17 protein-coding genes are annotated in these 17,990 nt (G+C 60.8%); 10 read left to right on the top strand and 7 right to left on the bottom strand.

Features of this window, described 5'->3' with window-relative positions:
- Window positions 1-3: 3 nt before the first annotated feature.
- Window positions 4-963: a LysR family transcriptional regulator gene (locus DKY63_RS31915; RefSeq protein WP_110967786.1), complete on the bottom strand. Its 960-nt coding sequence runs from the start codon at window positions 961-963 to the stop codon at window positions 4-6.
- A 368-nt stretch (window positions 964-1,331) separates the two neighbouring features.
- Between DKY63_RS31915 and DKY63_RS31910 the strand changes: the two genes are divergently transcribed.
- On the top strand, window positions 1,332-2,315 hold the full coding sequence (locus tag DKY63_RS31910; protein ID WP_110967785.1) for a quinone oxidoreductase family protein: 984 nt from the start codon (window positions 1,332-1,334) through the stop codon (window positions 2,313-2,315).
- 323 nt (window positions 2,316-2,638) lie between these two features.
- Window positions 2,639-3,079, top strand: coding sequence for a phage infection protein (locus DKY63_RS31905; RefSeq protein ID WP_110967784.1), 441 nt, complete (start codon window positions 2,639-2,641; stop codon window positions 3,077-3,079).
- A gap of 167 nt (window positions 3,080-3,246) precedes the next feature.
- On the opposite strand, the gene arsH is transcribed toward DKY63_RS31905, so the two are convergent.
- Genes arsH through DKY63_RS31885 form a run of 4 tightly spaced genes read right to left on the bottom strand, consistent with a single transcriptional unit; the run spans window position 3,247 to window position 6,111 of the window.
- Window positions 3,247-3,948, bottom strand: a complete 702-nt coding sequence (arsH, locus tag DKY63_RS31900; RefSeq protein WP_110967783.1) for an arsenical resistance protein ArsH — start codon at window positions 3,946-3,948, stop codon at window positions 3,247-3,249.
- Between the two features lie 12 nt (window positions 3,949-3,960).
- Complete coding sequence (locus tag DKY63_RS31895; RefSeq protein WP_110967782.1) at window positions 3,961-4,431, bottom strand: arsenate reductase ArsC; 471 nt, start codon at window positions 4,429-4,431, stop codon at window positions 3,961-3,963.
- Between the two features lie 26 nt (window positions 4,432-4,457).
- The gene (locus tag DKY63_RS31890) at window positions 4,458-5,741 is read right to left on the bottom strand and encodes an arsenic transporter (RefSeq protein WP_110967781.1); all 1,284 of its coding nucleotides are present in this window, start codon (window positions 5,739-5,741) and stop codon (window positions 4,458-4,460) included.
- 22 nt (window positions 5,742-5,763) lie between these two features.
- Window positions 5,764-6,111: a metalloregulator ArsR/SmtB family transcription factor gene (locus DKY63_RS31885; RefSeq protein ID WP_110967780.1), complete on the bottom strand. Its 348-nt coding sequence runs from the start codon at window positions 6,109-6,111 to the stop codon at window positions 5,764-5,766.
- Window positions 6,112-6,336: 225 nt separating this feature from the next.
- On the opposite strand from DKY63_RS31885, the gene DKY63_RS31880 reads away from it, so the two are divergent.
- The 6 genes from DKY63_RS31880 (at window position 6,337) to DKY63_RS31855 (ending at window position 13,578) form a co-directional block, all read left to right on the top strand.
- The gene (locus tag DKY63_RS31880; RefSeq protein WP_110967779.1) at window positions 6,337-6,678 is read left to right on the top strand and encodes a hypothetical protein; all 342 of its coding nucleotides are present in this window, start codon (window positions 6,337-6,339) and stop codon (window positions 6,676-6,678) included.
- 100 nt (window positions 6,679-6,778) lie between these two features.
- On the top strand, window positions 6,779-8,035 hold the full coding sequence (locus DKY63_RS31875) for a TolC family protein (RefSeq protein ID WP_110967778.1): 1,257 nt from the start codon (window positions 6,779-6,781) through the stop codon (window positions 8,033-8,035).
- On the top strand, window positions 8,032-9,516 hold the full coding sequence (locus tag DKY63_RS31870) for an efflux RND transporter periplasmic adaptor subunit (RefSeq protein WP_110967777.1): 1,485 nt from the start codon (window positions 8,032-8,034) through the stop codon (window positions 9,514-9,516). The genes DKY63_RS31875 and DKY63_RS31870 overlap by 4 nt, the downstream gene beginning before the upstream one ends.
- The gene (locus DKY63_RS31865; RefSeq protein ID WP_110967776.1) at window positions 9,513-12,671 is read left to right on the top strand and encodes an efflux RND transporter permease subunit; all 3,159 of its coding nucleotides are present in this window, start codon (window positions 9,513-9,515) and stop codon (window positions 12,669-12,671) included. The genes DKY63_RS31870 and DKY63_RS31865 overlap by 4 nt, the downstream gene beginning before the upstream one ends.
- The gene (locus DKY63_RS31860; protein WP_110967775.1) at window positions 12,668-13,009 is read left to right on the top strand and encodes a copper-binding protein; all 342 of its coding nucleotides are present in this window, start codon (window positions 12,668-12,670) and stop codon (window positions 13,007-13,009) included. The genes DKY63_RS31865 and DKY63_RS31860 overlap by 4 nt, the downstream gene beginning before the upstream one ends.
- Window positions 13,010-13,143: 134 nt before the next feature.
- Window positions 13,144-13,578, top strand: coding sequence for a VOC family protein (locus DKY63_RS31855; RefSeq protein WP_110967774.1), 435 nt, complete (start codon window positions 13,144-13,146; stop codon window positions 13,576-13,578).
- Window positions 13,579-13,689: 111 nt separating this feature from the next.
- Here the strand turns inward: DKY63_RS31855 and DKY63_RS31850 are convergent, their stop codons facing one another.
- Complete coding sequence (locus DKY63_RS31850) at window positions 13,690-15,288, bottom strand: arylsulfatase (protein ID WP_110967773.1); 1,599 nt, start codon at window positions 15,286-15,288, stop codon at window positions 13,690-13,692.
- Window positions 15,289-15,517: 229 nt separating this feature from the next.
- Between DKY63_RS31850 and DKY63_RS31845 the strand changes: the two genes are divergently transcribed.
- Both DKY63_RS31845 and DKY63_RS31840 read left to right on the top strand, forming a co-directional pair.
- Window positions 15,518-16,561, top strand: coding sequence for an AraC family transcriptional regulator (locus DKY63_RS31845; protein WP_110967772.1), 1,044 nt, complete (start codon window positions 15,518-15,520; stop codon window positions 16,559-16,561).
- Between the two features lie 149 nt (window positions 16,562-16,710).
- The gene (locus tag DKY63_RS31840) at window positions 16,711-17,262 is read left to right on the top strand and encodes a sulfatase-like hydrolase/transferase (RefSeq protein ID WP_204354280.1); all 552 of its coding nucleotides are present in this window, start codon (window positions 16,711-16,713) and stop codon (window positions 17,260-17,262) included.
- Here the strand turns inward: DKY63_RS31840 and DKY63_RS31835 are convergent.
- On the bottom strand, window positions 17,250-17,951 hold the full coding sequence (locus tag DKY63_RS31835) for a DUF1302 domain-containing protein (protein WP_110967771.1): 702 nt from the start codon (window positions 17,949-17,951) through the stop codon (window positions 17,250-17,252). The two genes, DKY63_RS31840 and DKY63_RS31835, sit on opposite strands and share 13 nt — an antisense overlap.
- Window positions 17,952-17,990 lie beyond the last annotated feature (39 nt).

The raw sequence follows: 17,990 nt of genomic DNA, 5'->3' as shown, positions 1-17,990 counted from the left end.
GCACTAACGTGGCGCAAGAACGCCTGCCACACCCTCCACATGATCGAAACCTGTGCTGTGACGATGGTGTTCGTGCTGCTTCAGAAAATCGATGAACACCCGCAGCTTTTGCGGCATTGCGCTACGCGTGAAATAATACAGTGACAGGCTGCGCTTGGGGCTCCAGTCCTGCAGCACCCGGACCAGGCGACCGTCGGCCAGGTGATCCTGAACATAACGGTCGTAGAAATAGGCGTAGCCGCAACCATCGAGCGCGGCCTTGAGCATGGTCATGCCGTCATTGCTGGAAATGCGCCCCCTGGTATCGATTTCAACGTCCTGGCCTTCCCGTGAAAATACCCAGCGTTCATATGCCCCGGTGACCGCGCTGTTGTAGCGGATGCAGTCATGCTGCAACAGATCCACCGGGACTTGCGGGATGCCATGGCGAGCGACGTAGTCCGGTGATGCGACAACGGCCATGCGGATGTCGGTGCCCAAAGGGACGGTCACCATGTCCTGTTCCAGAATTCGGTCCACCCGGATGCCCGCGTCATAACCGTCATTGACGATGTCCACCGACCGACTCTCGATGCCGATGTCCAGGTTGATATCCGGATAGGACGCCAGGAACCTGGGCAGCATGGGCTCCAGGAACATGACATAGGCGCTGCGAGACATGGTCAGGCGCAACGTGCCTGAAGGTATGTCGGCCACCTGGGCCAAATCGCTGAAAGCGCCTTTGAGCTCCCTGACCAGCGGCGCGACCTTGCCGTAGAACGCGACGCCCGCTTCGGTCAGGCCGACGCTGCGCGTGGTTCTGTTGAACAATCGCACGCCCACCCTTTTTTCCAGCTGTCGGATCGCATGACTGACCGCCGACTTGCTCACGCCCATCATGACCGAGGCGGCGGTGAAACCGCGCGTATCGGCCACGCAGACAAAAACCGTCAATAGCTCGAATCCATCGCTGTCGATCGTCACAAAGGGTCGTCCTTAAACTCGGTAGTCGATTTCAAATACATGGATATAGGCCAAGCCTCTGAAATCCTGTCTCTTTCACCATAGTGCCAGATACCGCCAGGCCTCTTTGGATACTTAGGTTTGGTTGAATCATATGAAGGTATTAGTCATCTATCAGGCGAATCCGAGTTTTAACGCACCCATTGGCAACACGATGACTGGTGGTTGATTGTCAAATCTGGCTGCACAGTCCGTGCACCGATGACTCGATTATCACCACAAAGTTAGATCTTATAATTCACCCGACACTTACAACTCGACCCATCGTTTCAACCACGACGCCACTGATCAATCAAGTGGCTGCGCCCCCGCAAAAAAGGAATATCAGCATGTCCAATACTGCAAGAGCAGCCCGCATCCATACTTATGGTCCACCCGAAGTTCTGGTATTTGAAGAGATTGAAGTACCCTCCCCCGGCCCGGGCCAGATATTGATCCGCAATACCGTTATCGGTTTGAACTTCGTGGAAGTTTATTACCGGCGTGGGACTTTTCCCGTGCCCGCATTCCCCGCTGTGCTCGGTAATGAAGCGGCGGGCGTGGTCGAGGCCGTGGGTGAAGGCGTCACCCGCGTCAAGGTCGGGGACCGGGTTGTCTATTCCGATGATGTGCACGGCGCCTATAGCACCTTGTGCGTTTATCCCGCCGACCGCGTGGCCCTCGTGCCCGCCGGCATCAGCGACAGGCAGGCAGCGTCCAGCTTCCTCAAAGGCCTGACTGCGCGCTACTTGCTCAAGGAAACGGTAACGCTCAAGGCAGGTGACACCGTGCTGTATCACGCTGCCGCCGGTGGCGTCGGCAAGCTGTTCGTCCAGTGGGCCTCGGCGTTGGGGATCCGTGTAATCGGCACCGTCTCTTCCGAGGAGAAGATGGCCGTCGCGCTGCAGGCGGGCTGCTCCCACGTGATCAACTACCGCACGGAAAACTTCGCCGCCCGGGTCATGGAGATCACCGCAGGAGTCGGGGTCAAGGCAGTATTCGACTCCGTGGGCAAGGACACCTTTGTCGACTCGCTGTCGGTTCTGCAACCCAGGGGCACCCTCGTCGTGTTCGGCAAAGCGTCCGGCAATCCTCCACTGATTGACCCGTTTGCGCTGGCGCCACGATCACTCAACCTGACCTGGCCGGTCCTGCCGGTCTATGTCGCCACCGCGCAACAGCTGGCCGACGCGGCCAGGGACCTGTTTCACGCGATCGAAACCTGGGTGATCGACGTCGAGCCAAGCCACGTCTACCCATTCGAACAGCTGGTAGATGCACACCGCGATCTCGAGGAACGCCACACCACAGGCTCTGCGATTCTTGTTGTCTGAGTCATCAAGCCCAAAAAGCCTCGCAATAAAGCCACTGCACCTGGATCGGTGACAGTGGCTTTTAATTTCCCCATCCAGTTAAACACTGCAAATCAATAAAAACCCATACTTAGGGGTTAGTGACCGATACGAATATGCCTGCCAACAATCCTCGAGCATAAGTTACATGAGCGATTAAAAGACTATTATAAAGACAGTTACAGCCATTCAAGATACGCATGAATAACGGCGTTTAAGTTAGCGACCAGTTGAACGTAAAAGTGCGTCCGGATCAGTCTGGCAAACTCATTGGCAGCACCTCACAATTATTTAGGGTGAACTAAATGAAAACTACCGACTTGGCCATGGCCATTACCTTTATTGCGGCAACTGGTTTTATCGCCACGCACGCTAATGCAGTCGAAAGTTACGCTGAATCGAATATCACGAGAAACCGGGAAAATAGCGCCCCGGATGATCTTTCAGCCCCCGTTCAACAGAACCGCCCCCGATCGGCCCCCACCCGTGTTGCCGAAGGTGGCTCGGATCGGCTGATCGAGCGCAATGAACGCAATGTCGCCGAAGGTGGCTCGGACCGCTTGATCGAGCGCAACGAGCGCCGTGTCGCCGAAGGTGGCTCGGACCGCTTGATCGAGCGCAACGAGCGCCGTGTCGCCGAAGGTGGCTCGGATCGGCTGATCGAGCGCAATGAACGCCGAGTGGCTGATATTGGCAATGCCTATGGTTCGGGGATGGATGTGCGGGCCCACTTCTCCATGGATTGACACGGATCGATCCGTCAATCAGCCAACCTATCGCGATAGTTCAACTGCGCATCGGGCATCACAGTTATACCCCCGGTTCTGGTACCTCCTTTCCGAAGCCGGGTTTTAGCGCTCGTCGTTGCCGACTGAGCGCTTTTTTTTTCCGCACATCCCGAAAGATGCAGACCTCAAATCGAACGCTGATTCACCCGCGCCATCAGCTGTTCAGCGCTTTCCTTGCGTTCCGAGTAGCGATCCACCAGAAAGTCCTGGCGGTCACGCAGCAGCAAGGTGAACTTGACCAGTTCTTCCATCACGTCCACCACTCGGTCGTAGAACGCCGAGGGCTTCATTCGGCCAGCTTCGTCGAACTCCATATACGCCTTCGGCACCGAGGACTGGTTGGGGATAGTGAACATGCGCATCCAGCGCCCCAGCACCCGCAGTTGATTGACCACGTTGAACGACTGCGAACCACCGCAGACTTGCATCACCGCCAGCGTCTTGCCCTGGGTCGGGCGAATGGCGCCGAGTGCCAGGGGGATCCAGTCGATCTGCGCCTTGAACACGGCCGACATCGCGCCATGGCGTTCCGGCGAGCACCAGACCTGGCCTTCCGACCACAACACCAGGTCGCGCAGTTCCTGCACCTTGGGATGATCCACCGGTACGTCGTCAGGCAATGGCAACCCGGAGGGGTTGAAGACGCGGGTTTCGGCACCGAAGTGCTCCAGCAGACGCGCGGCCTCTTCGACCAGCAAACGACTGAACGATCGCTCGCGGGTCGATCCGTACAGCAACAGGATGCGCGGTTTGTGCTCGCCCGGGCGAGGCGCGATCTGCGTGTCGTCGATCAGGGAAAGGTCAAGGTTAGGCAGTTGCTCTGACATAGGTCCTCCTGCTCAGAGAGCGCCGATACGGTCCAGCTCACGCTTGAGTTCATCACGGCCGAGACTGCTGAAGGGCAGCGCGAGGAAAGCCTTGCAGCGTTGTTCGATGTGCGAAAGCGTGGCGCGGAACGCGGCGTCGACCGTCGCTTCGTCACCCACCACGTCGGAAGGATCTTCCAGCCCCCAATGGGCTTTCAGCGCCGGGCCGAAATACACCGGGCAGCTTTCACCGGCCGCCTTGTCGCACACGGTGATGACGATATCCGGCAAGTTGTCCTCGAAGGCGTCATTGCCCTTGCTGCTCAAGCCTTCGATGGAAATGCCGGCCTGTTGCAGCGTGGTCAGGCTGCGGGGCAGCACTTGCCCCTTGGGAAAACTGCCGGAGCTCACCGCTTCAACTCCCTGGGGTGCCAGGTGGTTGAACATGGCTTCGGAAAGGATGCTGCGGCAGCTGTTGGCCGTGCACATGAACAGGACTCGCATGGGTACTCCTTCCGCCTCGGCGGACATCAAAGGCTCAGGCGCAAAGCGAGCGCCGAGAGGGTGATCAACAGAACCGGCAGGGTTAGCAGGATGCCGACCTTGAAGTAGTAACCCCAGGTGATGCGCATGCCCTTGCGTTCCAGCACATGCAGCCAGAGCAGCGTGGCAAGACTGCCGATGGGGGTGATTTTCGGGCCCAGGTCGCAGCCGATGACGTTGGCGTAGATCATTGCCTCGCGCACCAGCCCCTCTGCCCCGCTGGCCTGAATGGACAGTGCGCCGATCAACACGCTGGGCATGTTGTTCATGACCGACGACAGCAGCGCGGACAACAGGCCGGTGCCAATGGCGGCGCTCCACAGCCCCTGTTCGGCCAGGCGGTCGAGTACGTGGGTGAGTGCATCGGTCAGCCCGGCGTTCTTCAGGCCGTACACCACCAGGTACATGCCCAAGGAGAAGACCACCACCTGCCACGGGGCTTCGCGCAACACGCGGCGAGTGGAGATCTTGTGGCCTTTCGCGGCGACCGCGAAAAGGATTGCGGCGCACACCGACGCAACCGCGCTGATGGGAATGCCCAATGGTTCCAGGGCGAAGAGACCGATCAGTAACACCACCAACGTCCACCAGCCAACGATGAACGTGGCGCGGTCGTGAATGGCCGACGCAGGCTCCGGCAGTACCTCGACGGCATAGCGTTGCGGCAGATCCCGCCGAAAATACAAAAAGAGCACCAGCAAGGTCGCGGCGACGCTGGCCAGGTTCACCGGCACCATCACCGAGGCGTACTCGGCGAAGCCCAGGCCGAAGTAGTCGGCAGAGACGATGTTCACCAGATTGGACACCACCAGCGGCAGGCTGGCGGTATCGGCGATGAAGCCGGCGGCCATGACGAAGGCCAGCGTCGCGGCCGGGGAAAAGCGCAACGCCACCAACATGGACATGACGATGGGCGTGAGGATCAGCGCCGCGCCGTCATTGGCAAACAGCGCGGAGACCGCCGCTCCCAACAGCACGCAGAACGCGAACAACCGGTAGCCGCTGCCATGGGCCCAGCGCGCCACGTGCAGCGCCGCCCATTCGAAGAACCCCGCTTCATCCAGCAGCAGACTGATGACGATGACGGCGATGAACGTGGCGGTGGCGTTCCAGACGATGGCCCACACCGTGGGAATGTCCTGCAACGACACCGCGCCCACCGCCAGGGCGATGAGTGCGCCAATCGTGGCGCTCCAGCCCACGCCGAGCCCCTTGGGTTGCCAGATGACCAGAATGAGGGTGAACACGAAAACAGCGACAGCGACCAGCATTGAAGACTCACTCATTCAGGGTTCAGCAACAGGCCGCATCACGGACAGGACGCCCATCCATGTGCTGCAGGCGGGACGCGTTGTTCTGCAGCCACACGGCGTTGGCCTGCAACGTCACTTGCAGCATCTCGTGCACCCAGGCGGGAAGGTCCGGATTGAGGCGGTAGTAAACCCACTGCCCCTGGCGGCGATCGAGCAGCAGGCCACTGCTGCGCAGTTGCGCGAGGTGGCGGCTGATCTTGGGTTGGCTGTCGTCGAGGGCACACATCAGTTCGCAGACGCAAAGCTCGCCCTGGTGGGCGATCAGCAAGGTGGCGCGGGCGCGGGTTTCGTCGCCCAGGCTTTTGAAGACTTCCGGAGGGGTGAGCATGCCGGGGACCTGTTACATATGGATAAACAAATATACGGATATCCATATGTATAAGACAACCCATTTCTGACAATCGCCCTCCTCCGGCGGGTGACGAGCTTGGGTTGAATGCCTGTAATGCTGGCTTAATCCGCCTTCGGTGTGATCGCCCACCTGAAGCACTTGCAGACCGTTTTTGCACCCGCCCAATTGTATGGGCAAATTTCAGCGACTAGACTCCAGCCCATGAAACGCTACCTGCGGTTTTGTCTCATCTTCCTGATCAGCCTGGCGCTTCCCCTCAGCGGGATGGCGGGCGTTCAGGCACCGACAGAACCTTGCCCGATGAAGACCATGGGCATGGCGATGATGGATGACATGGGGATGGACTGCTGCAACGACATGAAAAGCCCCGTCGAGCACGGCAAACCCTGCAAGCCGGGCCAGGAGTGCAAGGCAGGCAGCATGCTGCAAGTGTCGATCTTCAAGCCAGCTGTCACCCTGTTCAGCCCTGTGACGACTTCCTTTTTCAGCGATTCCCTGCCCGTACAGACCCCGTCCGGCGTCTGGCGACCGCCCCGCGTTTGATTCCTGTCCGACCTTGAGCCTCATTCCACGTTAGCGGGATGGACTGGCTGCGCGCGTGTCTTTTGACCCGTGCAGTGGATGATTTACAGGAATCTTGAACATGAACTGCAAGTGCTATTGCACAGGCGGGCCGCTCGTGGCCGGCCTGCTGGCAAGCGTATTGGCATTGCCCGGCTTCGCCAGCGCCTTGACCCTCGATGAAGCGTTGCGACTGGCGGAAAACAACGCGCCGTCACTGACCGCACAAGACGCAAAAATCCAGGCGGCCAGCAGCGCCGCCATTCCCGCCGGTGAACTGCCCGACCCCAAGCTGCTGCTGGGGGTGCAGAACTACCCCGTGGGTGGTCCGGATCGCTGGAGCATCGACCAGGACTTCATGACCATGCAGATGGTTGGGGTCAGGCAAGAGATGCCCAACGGCGACAAGCGCAAGGCGCGCATCGAGGTAGCCGATGCCGCTATTGACCGCGCGGCGGCGGAGCGTCGGGTCGAACGGCTGAAGGTACGCCAGTCCACTGCGCTGGCCTGGATCAGCAGCTATTCCGTTGAGCGAAAAGACGCGCTGTTCCAGGACTTCTACAAGGAAAATCGCCTGCTGAGTGACACCGTCCGCGCGCAAATCGCCGGCGGTCGCGCACAACCCGCCGACGCCGTGACGCCCAAACAGGAAGCGGCGCTGCTGGCTGAACAACAGGACGATCTGACGCTGCAGAGAGCCCAGGCACGAGCGGCCCTCAAGCGCTGGATTGGCCCAGCCGCCAACGACAAGCCCATGGGCCGCCTGCCTGAATGGCCGGTCGACCCCGCCAGCTACGGCCACAAACTGCAACACCATCCCGAGCTGGCCGCGTTCGCGCCGATGACCCGCGAAGCGCAAGCCAAGGTTAATGAAGCCGTGTCGGAGAAACAGTCGGACTGGAGCTGGGAGGTGGATTACCAGCGTCGTGGCCGCGAGTTCGGCGACATGGTCAGCGTGCAGTTTTCCTGGGACCTGCCGCTGTTTCCCGGCACCCGCCAGGACCCGAAAATCGCTGCCAGACAGGCTGAACTCAGCCAGCTGGAGGCAGAGCGCGAAGCCCTGTCCCGCGAGCACACCCAGCAACTGGAAAACGAACTGGCCGACTATGCGCGCCTCGATCGTGCCGTGCGCCGCTACCAGGACAGCCTGTTGCCGCTGGCCAGGGAAAAGGTCGAGCTGAGCATGGCCGGTTATCGCGCCGGCAGTGGCGACTTGAACGCCGTGGTGGCCGCCCGGCGCGAGCTCATCGAAACCCGTCTCAAACAGATCGACGTGGAAGAGCAGCGCGCGCTGAGCAGTGCGCGCCTGCATTTTGCTTATGGGGAGTCCAGCCTATGAACCTTAAACAATGGAATGGGCCATGGCTGGCCGGGATCTCGCTGGCGCTGGGCATTGCGGGAGGTTATTGGTTCGCTCAACAGCGAACAGGCGCCGATCCGGTCAACGCTCCAGAACAGCGCCTCGATTCGTCGCAGGAACGCAAGGCGCTGTATTGGTACGACCCCATGTACCCGCAGCAAAAATTCGACAAGCCGGGCAAATCCCCCTTCATGGACATGCAACTGGTGCCTCGATACGCCAGCGATGCCGGGGATCAAGCGACGGTCAACATCGATCCGGGCCTGACCCAGAATCTGGGGCTGCGTTATGCGACCGTCACCCGCGGTGTCCTTGATTCCAGCCTCGATGTGACAGGGATCCTGGCGTTCAACGAACGTGATGTGGCGGTGGTTCAGGCACGCACCACAGGTTTTGTTGAGCGGGTCTACGCGCTCGCGCCCGGCGATGTGCTCAAGGCCAACGCGGCGCTTGCGGATGTCCTGGTGCCCGAATGGGCCGCTGCGCAGACCGAGTTCCTTGCGCTCAAGCGCAATGGCGATGCCGAGCTGTTGGCGGCGGCCCGTCAGCGACTGCGGCTCAGCGGGATGCCGGCCGCCTTGATTGCGCAAGTGGAACGTAGCGGTAAGGTCCAGCCCTACCTGACCCTCACCAGCCCGATTGCCGGTGTGCTGCAAGAGTTGGACGTACGCACGGGAATGACCGTGGCGAGCGGCGAGACCCTGGCGCGGGTCAACGGTCTGAGTAGCGTCTGGCTCGCGGTGGCCGTACCGGAAGCGGATGCCGGATCGATCGTCGTGGGACAGACCGTCGAAGCACGTCTGCCCGCCTTCCCGGGGACAGTGCTCAACGGCAAGGTCAGCGCGATTTTGCCCGAGACCAATCCGGACAGCCGCACCCTTCGTGTGCGGGTGGAGCTGCCCAATCCGGACGGGCACCTCAGGCCCGGTTTGACCGCTCAAGTGCGCCTGAACCGCTCGACCGCTCAAAGTGTTTTGTGGGTGCCGAGCGAGGCGGTGATTCGCACCGGGCGACGCGCCCTGGTGATGCTCGCCGCAGACGCCGGTCGCTATCGCCCGGTGGAGGTGCAACTCGGACAGGAAAGCGACGGCAAGACTGCGATCCTGAAAGGCCTGGAAGAAGGCCAGAAGGTGGTCACGTCAGGCCAGTTCCTGCTCGACTCGGAGGCCAGTCTCAAGGGCATCGTCACCAGTTCGGCGGAGGAATCAGCACCCGGTCCGGCAACCAACAGCCTGCATGAGGCCGATGGGCAGATCGTCGAGATCAGCGAGCAGGAAGTCACCCTCGCCCACGGCCCCTTCAAGACACTCGGCATGCCGGGCATGACGATGACCTTCCCACTGGCCAATCCGGCGCTGATCCAGGGCCTGAAAAGCGGCGACAAAGTGCGCATCGCCGTGAGCCAGACCGACGATGGCTTGCGTGTCGAACGCCTGGAAAAATCGGGGAGCCAGCCATGATCGCCCGCCTCATTCGCTGGTCGGTGGCCAACCGTTTCCTGGTGCTGCTGGCCACGCTGTTCGTCACGGCCTGGGGCATCTGGTCAGTGCAGAGCACGCCCATCGATGCCCTGCCGGATCTGTCCGATGTGCAAGTGATCATCCGCACCCCCTATCCTGGGCAAGCGCCGCAGATTGTCGAGAACCAGGTCACCTATCCGTTGGCCACCACCATGCTTTCGGTGCCGGGGGCGAGGACGGTTCGGGGCTATTCCTTCTTCGGCGACAGCTTCGTTTATGTGCTGTTCGAGGACGGGACCGACCTGTACTGGGCGCGCTCGCGGGTGCTGGAGTACTTGAGCCAGATACAAAGCCGCTTGCCGGCCAACGCCAAACCCGCGTTAGGGCCGGACGCCACGGGCGTGGGCTGGATATTCCAGTACGCGCTGGTAGACCGCAGCGGGACGCATGACCTGGCGCAATTGCGCGCGTTGCAGGACTGGTTCCTCAAGTTCGAACTCAAGACCCTGCCCAACGTGGCGGAAGTGGCCACCGTGGGCGGCATGGTCAAGCAGTATCAGGTGCAGCTCGATCCGCTGAAAATGGCCAGCCTCGGCATCACCCAGGCCCAAGTCAGCGAAGCCATCGGCAAGGCCAATCAGGAGACCGGTGGTGCAGTGCTGGAGATGGCCGAAACCGAGTTCATCGTGCGCGCGTCCGGCTACCTGAAGACCCTCAATGATTTCCGGGCGATCCCGCTCAAGCTGGGCGCAGGTGGCGTGCCGGTGACCCTGGGCGATGTCGCGACGATCCAGTTGGGACCGGAAATGCGCCGTGGCATCAGCGAACTCGACGGCGAAGGCGAGACGGTCGGCGGCGTGGTGATTTTGCGCAGCGGCAAGAATGCGCGCGAGACCATTGCGGCGGTCAAGACCCGACTCGACGAACTGAAAAGCAGTCTGCCGGCCGGGGTGGAAATCATCCCCACCTACGACCGCAGCAAGCTGATCGACCGCGCCGTGGAAAACCTCAGCCACAAGCTGATCGAAGAGTTCATCGTGGTCGCATTGGTCTGCGGGCTCTTTCTCTGGCACCTGCGCTCATCCCTTGTGGCGATCATTTCACTGCCGGTCGGGGTGCTGATGGCCTTCATCGTCATGCGCTACCAGGGCATCAACGCCAACATCATGTCCCTGGGCGGGATCGCCATCGCCATTGGCGCGATGGTCGATGCTGCCGTGGTGATGATCGAGAACGCCCACAAGAAAATCGAAGCCTGGCATGCGGCCCATCCCGGGGAGGCATTGACGGGTGAACGTCACTGGCAGGTGATGACCGAAGCGGCGGCCGAGGTCGGCCCGGCGCTGTTTTTCTGTCTGTTGATCATCACCCTGTCGTTCATTCCGGTGTTCACTTTGGAAGCCCAGGAAGGACGGCTGTTTGGCCCGTTGGCATTCACCAAGACCTACGCCATGGCCGCCGCAGCGGGATTGTCCGTGACCCTGGTGCCGGTGCTGATGGGCTACTGGATTCGCGGGCGAATACCCGGTGAACAACAGAACCCGTTGAATCGCTGGTTGATCCGGATCTATCAGCCGGCCCTGGACGCCGTCCTGCGCCGACCGAAAATCACATTGCTCGCGGCGCTACTGGTGTTTGTCAGTGCGCTCTGGCCGATGTCGCGTTTGGGCGGCGAGTTTCTTCCGCCACTGGACGAGGGTGATCTGCTCTATATGCCGTCGGCGCTGCCGGGATTGTCAGCGCAGAAAGCCGCGCAACTGCTGCAACAGACCGACCGCCTGATCAAGACCGTGCCCGAGGTCGAACATGTATTCGGCAAAGCCGGTCGTGCCGAAACCGCCACCGACCCGGCGCCACTGGAGATGTTCGAGACCACCATCCAGTTCAAGCCCCATGACCAGTGGCGCCCGGGCATGACCCAGGAAAAGCTGGTGGAAGAACTGGATCGGGTGGTCCGGGTTCCCGGGCTGACCAACATCTGGATACCGCCGATTCGCAACCGTATCGACATGCTGGCCACCGGGATCAAGAGCCCCATCGGGGTGAAAGTCGCCGGCAGCAACCTGACAGAGATCGATGCCGCGACCCAGGCGGTCGAACGCGCGGCCAAGGGTGTGCCAGGTGTCAGTTCGGCGCTGGCCGAACGACTGACCGGTGGCCGTTATATGGACGTGGACATCGACCGCAAGGCCGCCGCGCGCTACGGACTGAACATCGCCGATGTGCAGGCCATCGTGGCCGGTGCCATTGGCGGTGAGAACGTCGGGGAAACCATCGAAGGCCTCGCCCGCTTTCCGATCAACGTGCGTTACCCACGAGAGTGGCGTGACTCGGTCGGCGCCCTGGAGCAATTGCCGATCTATACGCCGTCAGGCAGTCAGATCACCCTCGGCACGGTGGCGACGGTCAAGGTGAACGACGGTCCGCCGATGCTCAAGAGCGAAAACGCTCGGCCTTCGGGCTGGGTGTACATCGATGTGCGAGGTCGGGACATTGCCTCGGTGGTCGGTGACCTGCGACGGATCATCAACGAACAGGTGAAGTTGCAGCCCGGCATGAGCCTGAGTTACTCGGGGCAGTTCGAATTTCTCGAAAGGGCCAACGCACGCCTCAAACTGGTGGTGCCGGCCACGCTGCTGATCATCTTCGTATTGCTCTACCTGACGTTCGCCCGCTTCGACGAGGCCCTGCTGATCATGGCCACCCTACCCTTCGCCCTGACGGGTGGCGCATGGTTTCTCTACCTGCTGGGCTTCAACCTCTCGGTCGCCACCGGCGTCGGCTTCATCGCCCTGGCCGGGGTGTCCGCCGAGTTCGGCGTGATCATGCTGCTCTACCTGAAGAACGCCTGGGCCGAACGTGAAGACCTCGGCGACCGCTCCGAACGCGCTCTGGTGGCGGCGATTCGCGAAGGTGCCGTGCAGCGTGTTCGACCCAAGGCCATGACCGTGGCGGTGATCATTGCCGGCCTGCTGCCGATCCTGTTGGGCAGCGGCACCGGCAGCGAAGTGATGAGCCGCATCGCCGCGCCCATGGTCGGTGGCATGGTCACCGCACCCCTGCTTTCCCTGTTTGTCATCCCGGCGGCCTATCGTTTGATGCGTCGCCGGCATCTCATCGTTGAACCCGTTAACCCTCGAGGAAAAATCGCATGAAACTGACCCTGATCGCCGTTGCCGGTAGCGCATTGGCACTTTCACTCTCTGCCCACGCAGAGGATATGCCGGGCATGAAAATGGACGGTATGGACATGCAACAGGAAACAACACAGGCCCAGGTTGCCCAAGCCGAAGGCACCATCAAGGCGATGGATACGACCAAACATACGGTGACCCTCGCCCACGGGGCTGTCCCCGCCGTGCAATGGCCGCCGATGACCATGGCGTTTTCCGCAACGCAAGACCAACTCAAGGGCCTGACAGTCGGTGACCATGTGAAGTTTTCGTTTCGGGTAGACGGTGGCAAGGCCACCATTGTGTCTATCGGAAAGTAAGACCATGAAGGTGACCGGTGTGCTTGCCGACGCCGGTCACTGTTCGGGAACGGTGGGTTGCTTCTGGGGCACTAAGCTCTATCCGACCCGAACGGCATTCCCCCCAGAAACGCGACACCATTGGAAGAAGAGCCATGACCATCAAGCGAATGGACAACGTCCTGATCGTCGTCGACGATCTCGAAGCGGTAAAAGCGTTCTTTATCGAACTGGGCCTCAAGCTCGAGGGCCAGACCACGGTTGAAGGGTCTGAAGTGGGGAGACTCATAGGGCTCGGCGACGTGCGGTCCACGATCGCGATGCTGCGCACCCCCGACGGACAAGGAGTCGAACTGGACAAGTTCCACACACCAGACGCCATCAGGTTCGGCCCCGTGGACGCGCCGGTGAACACCCTGGGGCTGCGGCGCATCATGTTCGCCGTGGAGGGTATCGACGCTGTGGTCGCGCGGATGCAGGTCCATGGCGCGGAGCTCATTGGCCGGATGCAGTACGGGACGGCGTACCGGCTCGCCTACATCCGTGGCCCCGAGGGCATTATTGTCGGGCTGGCCGAACAGCTGGGCTGAAGGTTTTCTGTAGGAGCGAGCCTGCTCGCGATAGCGGAGGGTCAGGCAACATTGATGTTGAATGTTATGACCTCATCGCGAGCAGGCTCGCTCCTACAGGTTCAAGCCGGTCTATTGTTTGGCGCGGCTGAGGAAATCCTGCACCAGGTTCGACATGTCGTAGCTTTTGCCACCCTGTACCGGCGGGTACTCGGCGAGGGTTTTCAAGTGCGCGCCGATGATTTCGCCCACGGGCTGGATCAGCCACGAGACTTTCTGCAGCAGATGCCCGTAGGAATCCTTGTTGTCGTAGCTTTCGAACGGGTCCATGCGCAGGTTGAACAACAGCGGCACGGTGCGCGGCACCAGGTTGGCGTAGTAGTCCTCCTTGGTCGACAGGTGGAATTTCCACGGCCCCAGACGGATCGCGGTCAACTTGCTTTCGTAGTAGTAAAACAGGCTGTTGCGCGCCGAGTCCTTCGCCTGACCCTTCCAGTAAGGCAGGTTGTTGATCCCGTCGATGTACTGCTTTTTCTCCTGCTTGATATCAGCCGCCACATCGGGCACGCCGGCGGCGGCCGCCAGGCTGGTGAACATGTCCATGTGCGACTGGATGCCGTTGAGCACCTGGCCGGACTTGATCACCCCAGGCCAGCGCAGCATCGAAATCACCCGTACGCCGCCTTCATAGGTCGACATCTTTTCACTGCGAAACGGCGTCGTTCCGCCATGGGGCCAGGAAGAGTGCTCAGGACCGTTGTCGGTGGAGTACCAGACGATGGTGTTCTCATCCAGACCGTTTTCCTTGAGGAAGTCGAGCACCTGACCGACGTCATGATCGTGCTGCAACATGCCGGAGCCGTACAGGTCGCCTTCGGAGCTGTAGTGTTCGGCGGCATAACGCCATTTGTCGTTGAGGCGCGTGTACAGGTGCATGCGTGAGGTGTTCAGCCAGACGAAGAACGGCTTGTCGTTGGCCTTGGATTTCTTCATGAACTCCATGGCCCTGCTTGCGACTTCCTCTTCGTCGAACATCTCCATGCGCTTCTGGGTCAGCGGCCCGGTGTCTTCGATGGTCTGCTTGCCCACCCGGCCAAAGCGCGGGTCCACCGTCGGGTCATCGGTGGTGCTGGCGAACGAATGGATCACGCCGCGGGTACCGAACTTGCCCTCATAGGCTTCGACGCTGCCGGAATAGGTCTTGGCGAAATTCTGGTAATCGCGCTGCTCGGATTCTTCCTGGGTGTTGAGGTGATACAGGTTGCCGAAGAACTCATCGAACCCGTGCACCGTGGGCAAGTGCTCGTTGCGATCACCCAGGTGGTTCTTGCCGAACTGGCCGGTGGCGTAACCGGCCTTCTTCAGCACTTCGGCCAGGCTCGGTGAGGCGGCCTGCAAGCCCAGTTTGTCCCCCGGCTGGCCGACGGTGGTCATCCCAGAGCGAATCGGATATTGGCCGGTGATGAACGCCGCGCGCCCCGCCGTGCAGGAAGGCTGCCCGTAGTGATCGGTGAAGCGAATGCCTTCGGCGCCAATGCTGTCGATGCTCGGCGTGGTGTAGCCCATCGTGCCCATGCCGTAGGCACTGACGTTTTGCCAACCGATGTCATCGCCCCAGATCACCAGGATGTTGGGTTGCTTTTGTGCGGCGCACACCGAGGCACTGCCCACGATCAGTGACGCAGCCGCGATCAGGGGCCAGAAAAGGCCCTTTCGGAGTCTGGTTTTCATTTTGTTTTTATCCCTGCGGTTCCATGCAACGAACGACCCTTGCGGGCGCGTGTTCACCTGATTTGCGGCTTTGGATCACGACCGAATCGGCTTCCATGCTGCATGACGCGCGCAGTGAAAATTTGACATTTCGTGCCAGCAATCTTTCAATGCGCGCCAAAACCAAGGGGAAACGACGCCTGTTTTCCCACCCCTCGCACGACCCACAAAAACAATAAATGGGCTGAACATGATCGACTTCGTCCGCGCCGCAGGGCTGGCAAACTTCGCCGAGTTCGCGTCGAAACAGGGGCTGAACCCCGAAAAAATGCTCAAACGAGCCGGCCTGCCCCTGGACCTTGAACAGTTTCCCGACAGTTTGATTGCCTACAGCAAAATGCTCGATCTGCTGGTGCTGTGCGAAATGGAGTCCGGCAACCGCCTGTTCGCCCTGCAATACGGCCTGGCCCAGGGCGTGAACGTTTTCGGCCCCCTGCTCTACCTGTTTCGCAACGCCCGGGATGTGCGTGAAGCGCTGACCGGCCTGACGGCCTACTACCACATCCATTCAGGGGCGGCGAAAATCGTCCTCGACGAATCGGGCAAGCACGCGATCCTGTCCTACTCCATCAGCGACACGACCTTGCCCGGCTATCGCCAGGGTTCCGAGCTGGCACTGGGCGTCGGCCTGCAATTGATGCGCACGTTGCTGGGCAAGCGCTGGCAACCCCAGGCCCTGCTGATCCGCCATACCCCGGTTGCGGAACCTGCGCAATTTCGCCGCCTCATCGGCATGACCCCAAGCTTCAACACCACCTATAACGGCCTGATGTTCGACGCCAGCGCGCTGGATACGCCACTGGAGTCCGCTGACCCGGCCCTGCATCGGCTGATCCGCCAGCACCTGGATCACCTGGCACAGATGTCCGACGAGGAACTGCCAACCCTGATCCGGCAACTGATTCGAAATTTCATGCCCGAGGGCCGGGCCAACATCGAATACCTCGCAACGTTCATGCGCATGAGTACCCGCACGCTGCAACGCCAGCTGGAACTGGAAGGTTTCACCTTTCAGGATCTGTTGTCCGAGGTTCGCCGGGACATGGCCTGTCATTACCTGCAAGACTCGACCATCAGGATTTCGCAACTGGCCGACCTGCTCGGCTACAGCGACCAAAGCGCATTCACCCGTGCCTTTCAGCGCTGGCATGGGATGAGCCCCAGGGAATGGCGCAAACAACAGGTCGGCAAGACCGGTCATGCGCAACGCCGTTACCCGATATCAAGCGCCTGACGTCGATCAGGTCAATCCCCGAGCGCCTCGCAAACCCTGTGCTATACAGAATTCACCCCGTTGTACAGAAATCGCCCCGCCGGTGACCCACAATCCAGGCAGATGTCCATCGCGTTGGCGGTTATCACATCGATAAATGAGGCTCCGTCATGCACCTCTTGAGAAGCATTCTGCTCGGTATCGGCGTGGGCATTGCCGCCCTCGGCTCGGCTCAGGCCGCAGAGAAACCCAATATCGTGGTCATCATGGTCGATGACATGGCCCCCATGGACCTGTCGGCCTATAACCGTGGCCTGGGTGCCGTCACCACACCCAACATCGATCGCCTCGCCAAGGAAGGGGTGATGATCTCGGACTACTACGCCCAGCCCAGTTGCACGGCCGGCCGCGCAGCGTTCATCACCGGGCAGTACCCGATCCGCACCGGCCTGACGGCCGTTGGGCAGCCCGGCGCGAAAGTCGGCTTGCAGGACACCGATGTGACCCTGGCCCAGTTGCTCAAGGCCGAGGGTTACTCCACCGGCATGTTCGGCAAGTCCCACGTCGGCGATCGCAATGAATACCTGCCTACCGTGCATGGCTTCGATGAGTTCTTCGGTTTTCTCTATCACCTGAACATCATGGAGATAGCGGAAATGACCAACTTCCCCAAGGACCCGAATTTTCCGGGCATTCCACGCAACATGATTCACGCGGTGTAGAGCATCGGCACCGGCACCAGCGCTTCCTTGACCTCGGAGCCAGGGCGGCGCAGTGCGGCAGTGTCCACCGGGTTGATGCTGTTGATGCCGTTGAGGAAAAACAGCGACTCGCCCCAATTCACCGACTGGTTGCCGCCACGCAGTTGCAAGGCACTTTCGCCCAGCTGGAAATCGCCATAGACATAGGCGTCGAGCAACTCGGCGCCCTGGAACTTGGCCAGGTCGTCGTAGTGACTGTCGTCCAGCCGCGCGCCGTGATCGTAGCCGTTGGCGGCACTGCCCCAGGACACTTCGTCATGGTTCAGGCGGTAGTCGTACCAGGTCTTGGCCCGGGTGAAGACACCGTAGTTTTGCCACTTCAGGTCCATCTCACCGAGGAACGTCAATGGCGTGGAGATCAGCGTGCCGGCGTTGCGGTAATTGAGGCGACGGTCATCGCTGTTGCGGCCGACACCGTTGGGGTCGAACGTCTGGCCGATGGCCTGGGCGTTCTGCGGGTAGATCATGGCCTTGTTGGCGTCTTCGGCGCTCCACAGGGCACCCAGGGACAACTTGGCGTTGGCGCGCCCCTGGATCTCCCCCACCTGGAATTCGGCCGCCAGGACCGGGCTGCTGATGAGGGCGATCAGCAGTGCGAGGCGATGCGGTCGAAACGCTGGCAGGCGCCGACGATGAACGAAGCGGTTCATGGAAAATGACCTTTCTTGTTTTAGTGTTGGTCGAGCCCG

This window comes from Pseudomonas putida (genome assembly GCF_003228315.1).
Taxonomy (GTDB): Bacteria; Pseudomonadota; Gammaproteobacteria; order Pseudomonadales; family Pseudomonadaceae; genus Aquipseudomonas; species Aquipseudomonas putida_S.
This window is presented reverse-complemented; position numbering and strand designations above follow the sequence as displayed.

Coding starts and splice junctions, on each gene's coding strand:
- DKY63_RS31910 (WP_110967785.1), top strand. CDS start 1,332: ATGTCCAATACTGCAAGAGCAGCCCGCATCCATACTTATGGTCCACCC.
- DKY63_RS31905 (WP_110967784.1), top strand. CDS start 2,639: ATGAAAACTACCGACTTGGCCATGGCCATTACCTTTATTGCGGCAACT.
- arsH (WP_110967783.1), bottom strand. CDS start 3,948: ATGTCAGAGCAACTGCCTAACCTTGACCTTTCCCTGATCGACGACACG.
- DKY63_RS31895 (WP_110967782.1), bottom strand. CDS start 4,431: ATGCGAGTCCTGTTCATGTGCACGGCCAACAGCTGCCGCAGCATCCTT.
- DKY63_RS31890 (WP_110967781.1), bottom strand. CDS start 5,741: ATGCTGGTCGCTGTCGCTGTTTTCGTGTTCACCCTCATTCTGGTCATC.
- DKY63_RS31885 (WP_110967780.1), bottom strand. CDS start 6,111: ATGCTCACCCCTCCGGAAGTCTTCAAAAGCCTGGGCGACGAAACCCGC.
- DKY63_RS31880 (WP_110967779.1), top strand. CDS start 6,337: ATGAAACGCTACCTGCGGTTTTGTCTCATCTTCCTGATCAGCCTGGCG.
- DKY63_RS31875 (WP_110967778.1), top strand. CDS start 6,779: ATGAACTGCAAGTGCTATTGCACAGGCGGGCCGCTCGTGGCCGGCCTG.
- DKY63_RS31870 (WP_110967777.1), top strand. CDS start 8,032: ATGAACCTTAAACAATGGAATGGGCCATGGCTGGCCGGGATCTCGCTG.
- DKY63_RS31865 (WP_110967776.1), top strand. CDS start 9,513: ATGATCGCCCGCCTCATTCGCTGGTCGGTGGCCAACCGTTTCCTGGTG.
- DKY63_RS31860 (WP_110967775.1), top strand. CDS start 12,668: ATGAAACTGACCCTGATCGCCGTTGCCGGTAGCGCATTGGCACTTTCA.
- DKY63_RS31855 (WP_110967774.1), top strand. CDS start 13,144: ATGACCATCAAGCGAATGGACAACGTCCTGATCGTCGTCGACGATCTC.
- DKY63_RS31850 (WP_110967773.1), bottom strand. CDS start 15,288: ATGAAAACCAGACTCCGAAAGGGCCTTTTCTGGCCCCTGATCGCGGCT.
- DKY63_RS31845 (WP_110967772.1), top strand. CDS start 15,518: ATGATCGACTTCGTCCGCGCCGCAGGGCTGGCAAACTTCGCCGAGTTC.
- DKY63_RS31840 (WP_204354280.1), top strand. CDS start 16,711: ATGCACCTCTTGAGAAGCATTCTGCTCGGTATCGGCGTGGGCATTGCC.
- DKY63_RS31835 (WP_110967771.1), bottom strand. CDS start 17,951: ATGAACCGCTTCGTTCATCGTCGGCGCCTGCCAGCGTTTCGACCGCAT.